Genomic DNA, 7,033 nt, shown 5'->3' with positions numbered 1-7,033 from the left:
CACCGTCCAGCGGCTGCGCGCAGACCTCACCGGTACGGATGCCCTGGTGGGCGGCGTCACCGCGACAGCGGTCGACACGAACGCGGCGTCGATCCACGACCGCAACCTCATCATCCCGGTGGTCCTGGCAGTGATCCTGATCATCCTCATGCTGCTCCTGCGCTCCGTCGTTGCGCCGCTGCTGCTGATCCTCACGACCGTGCTGTCGTTCGGCTCCGCGATGGGCGTGGCAGCCCTGGCATTCGGCGGTCTGTTCCACTTCCCCGGCGCGGATCCCGCTGTGCCGCTGTACGGGTTCGTGTTCCTCGTGGCGCTGGGCATCGACTACAACATCTTCCTGATGACCAGGGTGCGCGAAGAATCTCGCAAGCACGGCACCCACGAGGGCATCCTGCGCGGGCTCGCGGTGACCGGCGGCGTGATCACGTCTGCGGGGCTGGTGCTGGCCGCCACCTTCGCGGCGCTGTCGGTCATCCCCATCCTGTTCCTCGTGCAGATCGCCTTCATCGTCGCGTTCGGCGTGCTGCTGGACACCTTCGTGGTGCGCTCACTGCTGGTCCCCGCACTGAGCCACGATCTGGGGCGCGTGATCTGGTGGCCCTCGCGCCTGAGCAGGCACGACGGTGAGCAGGAGGAGGGACGCCCGTGAGGCTCTGGTCACTGCATCCGTCACAGCTCGACAGAGCGGCGCTGGTCGCGTGCTGGCGCGAGGCGCTGCTGGCCCAGGCGGTGCTCGCGGGGCGCACCCGCGGGTATCAGCGGCATCCGCAGCTGGAGCGGTTCCGCGCTCAGCCGGATCCGCTCGCGGCCGTCGGCGCCTACCTCACGGGCGTGGGAGAGGAGGCCGATGCCCGCGGCTACCGGTTCGACCGCTCCCGCATCCTGTCCCCCGCACGGCCCGCTGCCAGGATCGCCGTGACCGACGGGCAGCTTGCGCGGGAGTGGGAGCACCTGGGCGCCAAGCTGGCCGTGCGCAGTCCAGCGGATGCCGAGCGCTGGCGACGCTCGGAACCCCGACCGCATCCACTGTTCCGGGTCGTGCCTGGAGAGGTGGCGTCGTGGGAACGGGCAGGAACCATCGCGGACTAGGCCCGGCGGGCACGGATGTCAAGGGTCTTCAGAGCGGATGCCGTGCGGCTTAGCCTCTGATCGCCGCAGTTCACGGCATCCGACGAGCCGAGGGGGCGCTCATGCCGAACCCCGCTACGCCCGAGACCACGGCGACGTCACTCCCCGGAGTCGCCCCGTTCGACGGCCAGTTCCGCTCGAAGTCCGGCGTTCTCGTCCTCGAGCTCCATGAGCCGGCCGATCCCGGCGAGGTTCATGCCCTCATCGCGCAGTCGCCCGACACGACGCAGCCGCGCGATGTCATCACCGCTGTACCGCCGGGTTCCGCCGTCGCTGCGCTGCGGCGTGAGCAGTCCGTGACGCTCGAAGAGTCGCAGCGTCGCCTCGGGCATATTCACGAGCTGCGCGGCGACGGCGATGCCGTACAGCGGCGTGCTCATCTCGGGTTCGGTCATGTCTGCGAGTCCTGTCATTGCGAAGATCATCACTTTGGTCTATAACAAATCTACACCAGCGAATGCAGATGGTCTGCATTCTCCATCTGAGCCCGTTCCGCCGGGCCGATCGAAAGGAGCACATCATGGGAATGACATTCGATCCGATCAGCCAGCTCGATCGTTTTGCTGCGAGCGTGCTGGATTCCGTTCGATCCCCTCGCCTGATGCCGGTGGATCTCTTCCGCGACGGCGAGCGCTACGTCCTGCACGCCGATCTCCCCGGCGCGGACCCCGGCTCCATCGACGTCGACGTCGACGGCACCCAGCTGAGCATCCGCGCGCAGCGCACCGCGGACACCGGTGAGGGCTCCCGATGGCTCGCCCGCGAGCGCAGTTCGGGTTCCTTCCTGCGCCAGTTCACGCTCGGCGACGGCGTCGACGTCGACCACATCAGCGCCTCGTACGAGAACGGCGTGCTGACGGTCGTCATCCCGGTCAGCGAGCGGGCCAAGCCCCGCAGGATCACCGTGGAGTCGTCATCGCACCGGGAGGAGATCGCGGCATGAGACAGAACACCCCGTTTCAGGAAGGAATGACACGATGACGACATCCGCTTCTGCACTCGACCGCTTCCTGGCCGACATGGAGTACCCCGCGATCACGGACGATCTCGTGCGCGAGGCGTCACGCGATGGACTGCCCTCGGACGACATCGCCGCGCTCAGCGCCCTGCCGATCGGACGGTTCGACTCGTGCTTCGACGTCCGGCGTGCGATGACGCCGGCCCGCGCTCACGCGCTCGCCGCAGCCTAGCGCTGCGGGGTCTCGCCCACGGGTGCGCCTTCACTCGCGAGCGAGACCCCGGCATCCTGGTTCCGCTCACCGCACGAGTTCGACGGCGCGCTCGAGGTCGCCGACGAAGGCGCGGAAGCCGCCCGCGCGGCGGGTGATCAGCGGCGCCCCGGTATGCTTCGACCATGGTGCGGCGCTGGCTGGGGCGTATGCAGCGGACGCTGCTCGTGTCTCCCGAGACCCTCGCCGCCGATCCCCGGATCGTCTCCCGCGCACTGCGGACGGACGAGCTCCTCGAGGTCGCGGGAGTGCGGCGCATCGCCGAGCTCGGCCCGCGGAACACGCGATTCGTGGCACCCGGCGTGCTGCGTCACCCCGCCTCGCGCCTGTCGATCCTCAGGGATGCACTGGAGGACGGCATCCGGATGCTGTTCGCCGAGGCCGACCCGGCCTGGGACGACGCACCGCTCACGGCTGCTCTCCCGGGCATCGTGCACAGGCTCGACGATCCCGCCGCATCCGAGCGCGGTGCCCTCTACGGCGCGAACGTCCTCGAGCTGCTGCGCCACACCCTGGCGTCCGATCCCGACGCCACCGCGCGAGCGCTGCGCGGGATGAGCACCAGGCATGTGCCGCAGGAGACGATGCGGATGCTGCCGGCCGAGCTGCCCGTGCAGCGCCTGCATCCGCTGCGCCGACTCGCAGGCGACCCGCGGGTGCCCGTGTACCTCGCGGTGGGAATCTATTCGGCGCTGCGCGCCCTGCCGGTGGCGTTCCTCCCGCAGTTCCACGGCAGCCTGCTGGTGCTCTGGCTGATCGACATCCTCACCGCGATCCCGTACACCTGGGGCGTGCTGGCGATGCTGTTCGCCCCGCGGCGCAGCATCCGCGCCCTGGCGACGCTCACCACGATCGCGACCTTCACGGCGCCGTACGTGTACTTCTGGCTGAACGGGCGGGACTACCCGCCGTTCGTGGTGGCGGTCATCGCCGTGCTGACCGTCTGCAGCATCTCGATCGAAGTGGTCAAGTACGTGCAGGAGCGGCTGCTGCGCCGCCGCTATCGCAGCGCCCTGGTGGCCGCGACGGTGCGGATGACGCCGGTGAGGATCACCCAGGCGCCCGAGGCCAGCCAGACCACGACGGTCCAGGGCTCGGCGATCGGGTAGAGCACCACGAGAGCGGCGGAGGCGATGATCCACACCGCCGTGGCGATGAGCGTGACCGCCCGGAACCGTGCCACGCGCAGCGGATGAACGAATGCGATGGGCGCCCAGGTCAGCAGCGAGAGCACAACGACGACGACGGCGTTGAACAGTGCGCCCGCGCCCAGCAGCCACAGGCCCAGCGCCACCACGTTCCACGCGGCGGGGAAGCCGAGGAAGTAGTAGTCGCCGGTCTTCATCTTCGTGTTGGCGTAGCAGAACATCGACGAGACATTGATGAGCAGCAGCAGGATGAGCGCCGCGGCGCCGTCGCCCAGAAGGCCCTCCCGGAACAGGAACAGCGCGGGGATGAGCGTCCAGGTCAGGTAGTCGATGATCGAGTCGAGGATGACGCCGTCGAAGTTCGGCGCGTAGGTGCGCACCTCCGCCTTGCGCGCCAGGGTGCCGTCGACGCCGTCCACGACCAGGGCGATGCCCAGGTACAGCCACATGAGCCGGGGCTCGTCGTCGAAGAGCGCCAGCAGCGCGAGGGTCGCCCAGATCACCCCGGTGAGGGTGAAGGCGTGCACCGCCCAGGCGGCGATAACGCGAGTGCGTCGAGAGGGCATGACCTGATTCCTGATGGTCGGGTGGCAGACGATCGACGTCGATCATCCGCGGAGGGCGGACTCTCTCCACGCTAGTGCCCGCGCGCGGGGGCGCCGGCGAGTCCGGGCGGCACGCCGGGACATACGATGGCGGGATGGACCGCATCCGCACGCTCGGCATCATCGGCGCAGGTCGGCTGGGGTCCGTGCTGGCGCAACTGGCGTCGGACGCCGGGTACCGCGTGCTGATCGCGCGAAGCGGCGACCCCGCCCCCATCGCCCGGGCGATGGCCGCGGTCGGCGCCGAGGCCCGTACCGTCTCTGCCGTGATCGACGATGCGGATGCCGTGGTGCTCGCGCTTCCGCTGGGCGCCTACCGCACGCTCCCGACCGAGGAGATGAGCGGGATGCTCGTCATCGACGCCATGAACTACTGGTGGGGCGCCGACGGCATCCGCCCCGACCTGACGGACCCGGCGACCTCGACAAGCGAGCTGGTGCAGGCGCATCTCGCGGGAGCGCGGGTCGTGAAGGCGCTCGGGCACATGGGCTATCAGGACATGGCGGAGGAGGCGCGGAAGGTCGGCGATCCTGCGCGCAAGGCCATCGCCATCGCCGGGGACTCCCCCGACGACCTGGCGCTCGTCGCCGGGCTGGTCGATGCGCTGGGTTTCGATGCGGTGATCGCAGGCCCCCTGGCCGCCGGGATCATGCTGGAGCCGGGTTCCGAGGTGTTCGGCGCGGACGTCGGCGCTGAAGAGCTGCGCGGGATGCTGGACGGCTTCGCGAACTCGCGGCGCGGGATCGTGGTGGCGAAGGCGCGGGGCGGCGCGATCTGAGCCGGGCTACGCGGTCGGCTGAAGCGTTCCGTCGACGAGCTTGACGATGATGGAGCAGTCCTTCCTCGCCTGGCCCGCATCGATGACCCGCTGGAACATCTGCATCACATGCTCGCCGACTTCCAGCGGAGTCTCCGTCGCCCTGGCCGCCGCGACAGCCAGACCGATGTCCTTCTTGGCCAGTTCGGCGGTGAACGTGGGAGCGAAGTCGTTGTTGGCGGCCGCCGTGGGCACGATCCCCTCGACCGGGTACCAGGTGCGCAGCGCCCAGCTGTCCCCCGAAGACACGGAGGCGATGTCCCAGAACACCTGGGGATCGAGTCCGAGCCTCTCGGCGAGGACGGCGCCCTCCGAGACCCCGGCGAGATCGATGAACAGCATGAGATTGTTGCAGATCTTCGCGGCCTGCCCGGTGGTGGCGCCGCCGGTGGGGATGATGTTGCCGGACATCGGCTCGATGAAGGCACCGGCGTCGCTCACGGCGCCTGGTTCTCCCCCGATCATGAACGTCAGGGTGCCGGCTTCGGCACCACTGATGCCGCCGGACACCGTGCCTGTACGTTCGCGACGGCGCGCTCCGCACCATCGTCAGCGTCGCCGACACGCGTCACGTGATCATGCGCCCGTTCCGCGTGGGGCAGGTGCTGCCGCTCCACGTCGGCGCACCGGGCAAGATCTTCCTGGCATTCGATCCAGCCGCCCGCGAGGCGCTGCTGGGCACCGAGCTGACCCAGTTCACGACCTCGACTCCCACCAGCATGGAGCGGCTGGACCAGCAGAGCCGGGTCACGCGAGCACAGGGATACTCGGCGGCGTTCGGCGAGCGGCACATCGACGTCGGCTCGATCAGCGCCCCGGTTTTCGGGCACACCGGGGAACTCGCCGCAGTTCTGGGGCTAGGGTTCCCGATCCAGCGAGTGGGTCCGGATGACGTGAACAGGCTGGGTCCGGTCGTAGCGGCTTCCGCGCGATCGGCCAGCACTGCCTTGGGAGCCCCCGTCGGCGGGTGACCGTCGCCATGGCCGAACGTGGGCGAGGCGTCGAGCAGGGACTGGGGACTCCTGATCGACGCCTCGCTTGGACCGCTCGAGCGGTCTCATCCCCCCGCGGTCATCAGCCGTCCGATGCCGGTACCGGATCCGCGGGTTCTGGGGAAACCGTGCTTCTCCGGCGGCGACAGGCAGTGACCGTGGTGCGACTTCAGCATATGGGCGCTGTCAACCTCGGCGGAACCCGCTGATTTTCAGATGGTGAAAGCACTACAGCACCGTGCCCGAAAGACCCTCGGCGCCGAGGCGCAGCGACAGCCGGTTCGCCGTTCGGCGCAGCTGCTCGGCGATCAGTGCGGTGTCCGGCACCGGCCCGTCGGCCGGCAGCGACACGGCGAGCGATGCCGTGATGCCGGGCGCGAGCACGGGGACGGCCAGGCAGTTGTACCCGATGGCGTACTCCTGCTCGTCGCGGACGGCGGCAGCCGGGTGCTCCAGCTGGCGCAGCAGCAGCTCACGGTCCCGGATCGTGTAAGGCGTGAGCTCCTCGAGCACGTGCCGTGAGAGGTAGTCCGCCCGCTCCCCCGGGGTGAGCTCCGCGAGGATCTGCTTGCCCAGTGCGGTCGCGTGGGCGCTGGAGTGCAGGCCCACCCACAGCTCGACGCGGGGGCTGGACTCCGCATCCACGATGTCCACGAGATGCACCTCGCCGTCCTGGTAGCGGGACAGGTAGGCGGTGGCGCCGATTCCGTCGGCGACATCGTGCAGCGACTCCCGGACGCGCGCCACGAAGACCCCCGCCGCCTTCGTGTCACTGAGCCCGGGGAACCTCCCGCCCAGAACGAGACCATCGCACTCCGAGGCCAGATACTGCTCGCGCACCAGCGTGCGCACCAGGTTGTACGTCGTGCCCAGGGTGAGACCCGACTGCTGCGCGAGCACCTTCGTGGGGAGGGGACGAGGAGAGTTCGCGACGATGTCGACCAGGCGCAGTGCGCGCTGCACGGACGCGATAAGAGTCTCACCGCCCTCAGAAGCATCCGGGGACATGTTCCTCTTCTCGTGCCGGGGGGACATCGCCTTCTCCGGCGCGGCATCGCGCAGGAGCCGCCGCGATCACCAGCGACAGGTGTCCCTGGTTCATCATGGCATCTG

Annotated in this window: 10 protein-coding genes and 1 pseudogene; 7 read left to right on the top strand and 4 right to left on the bottom strand. The window is 69.2% G+C overall.

Features of this window, described 5'->3' with window-relative positions; translation table 11 throughout:
• The coding region (locus tag WA967_RS06125; RefSeq protein WP_424420097.1) for an MMPL family transporter at window positions 1–649 on the top strand (649 nt) is incomplete at its 5' end.
• Window positions 646–1,089: a pyrimidine dimer DNA glycosylase/endonuclease V gene (locus WA967_RS06120; protein ID WP_424420095.1), complete on the top strand. Its 444-nt coding sequence runs from the start codon at window positions 646–648 to the stop codon at window positions 1,087–1,089. The genes WA967_RS06125 and WA967_RS06120, both read left to right, overlap by 4 nt.
• A gap of 137 nt (window positions 1,090–1,226) precedes the next feature.
• Here WA967_RS06120 and WA967_RS06115 read toward each other — a convergent pair whose 3' ends face one another.
• Window positions 1,227–1,523 (bottom strand): MerR family transcriptional regulator, encoded by a 297-nt coding sequence (locus WA967_RS06115; protein ID WP_298861079.1) that lies wholly within the window; start codon window positions 1,521–1,523, stop codon window positions 1,227–1,229.
• 125 nt (window positions 1,524–1,648) lie between these two features.
• Between WA967_RS06115 and WA967_RS06110 the strand changes: the two genes are divergently transcribed.
• From WA967_RS06110 to WA967_RS06100, 3 genes are all read left to right on the top strand, one after another.
• Window positions 1,649–2,071 (top strand): Hsp20/alpha crystallin family protein, encoded by a 423-nt coding sequence (locus tag WA967_RS06110; protein WP_424420093.1) that lies wholly within the window; start codon window positions 1,649–1,651, stop codon window positions 2,069–2,071.
• 34 nt (window positions 2,072–2,105) lie between these two features.
• Window positions 2,106–2,318 (top strand): DUF2795 domain-containing protein, encoded by a 213-nt coding sequence (locus WA967_RS06105; RefSeq protein WP_298861086.1) that lies wholly within the window; start codon window positions 2,106–2,108, stop codon window positions 2,316–2,318.
• A gap of 164 nt (window positions 2,319–2,482) precedes the next feature.
• On the top strand, window positions 2,483–3,466 hold the full coding sequence (locus WA967_RS06100; RefSeq protein ID WP_424420091.1) for a hypothetical protein: 984 nt from the start codon (window positions 2,483–2,485) through the stop codon (window positions 3,464–3,466).
• On the opposite strand, the gene WA967_RS06095 is transcribed toward WA967_RS06100, so the two are convergent.
• On the bottom strand, window positions 3,358–4,071 hold the full coding sequence (locus tag WA967_RS06095) for a CDP-alcohol phosphatidyltransferase family protein (RefSeq protein WP_424420089.1): 714 nt from the start codon (window positions 4,069–4,071) through the stop codon (window positions 3,358–3,360). The two genes, WA967_RS06100 and WA967_RS06095, sit on opposite strands and share 109 nt — an antisense overlap.
• Window positions 4,072–4,205: 134 nt before the next feature.
• On the opposite strand from WA967_RS06095, the gene WA967_RS06090 reads away from it, so the two are divergent.
• Window positions 4,206–4,889 (top strand): NADPH-dependent F420 reductase, encoded by a 684-nt coding sequence (locus tag WA967_RS06090; RefSeq protein WP_424420087.1) that lies wholly within the window; start codon window positions 4,206–4,208, stop codon window positions 4,887–4,889.
• A 6-nt stretch (window positions 4,890–4,895) separates the two neighbouring features.
• Here the strand turns inward: WA967_RS06090 and WA967_RS06085 are convergent.
• A pseudogene (locus tag WA967_RS06085) lies at window positions 4,896–5,438 on the bottom strand (NAD-binding protein); the annotation flags it as partial.
• Between the two features lie 5 nt (window positions 5,439–5,443).
• Here WA967_RS06085 and WA967_RS06080 point away from each other — a divergent pair.
• Window positions 5,444–5,899, top strand: a complete 456-nt coding sequence (locus tag WA967_RS06080) for an IclR family transcriptional regulator (protein ID WP_424420099.1) — start codon at window positions 5,444–5,446, stop codon at window positions 5,897–5,899.
• 249 nt (window positions 5,900–6,148) lie between these two features.
• On the opposite strand, the gene WA967_RS06075 is transcribed toward WA967_RS06080, so the two are convergent.
• Window positions 6,149–6,928 carry an IclR family transcriptional regulator gene (locus WA967_RS06075; RefSeq protein ID WP_424420085.1) on the bottom strand — a complete coding sequence of 260 codons (780 nt, stop codon included), beginning with the start codon at window positions 6,926–6,928 and terminating at the stop codon, window positions 6,149–6,151.
• Between the last annotated feature and the right edge of the window lie 105 nt (window positions 6,929–7,033).

Origin of the sequence: Microbacterium sp. (assembly GCF_049650565.1) — a bacterium.
GTDB lineage: Bacteria > Actinomycetota > Actinomycetes > Actinomycetales > Microbacteriaceae > Microbacterium.
This window is presented reverse-complemented; position numbering and strand designations above follow the sequence as displayed.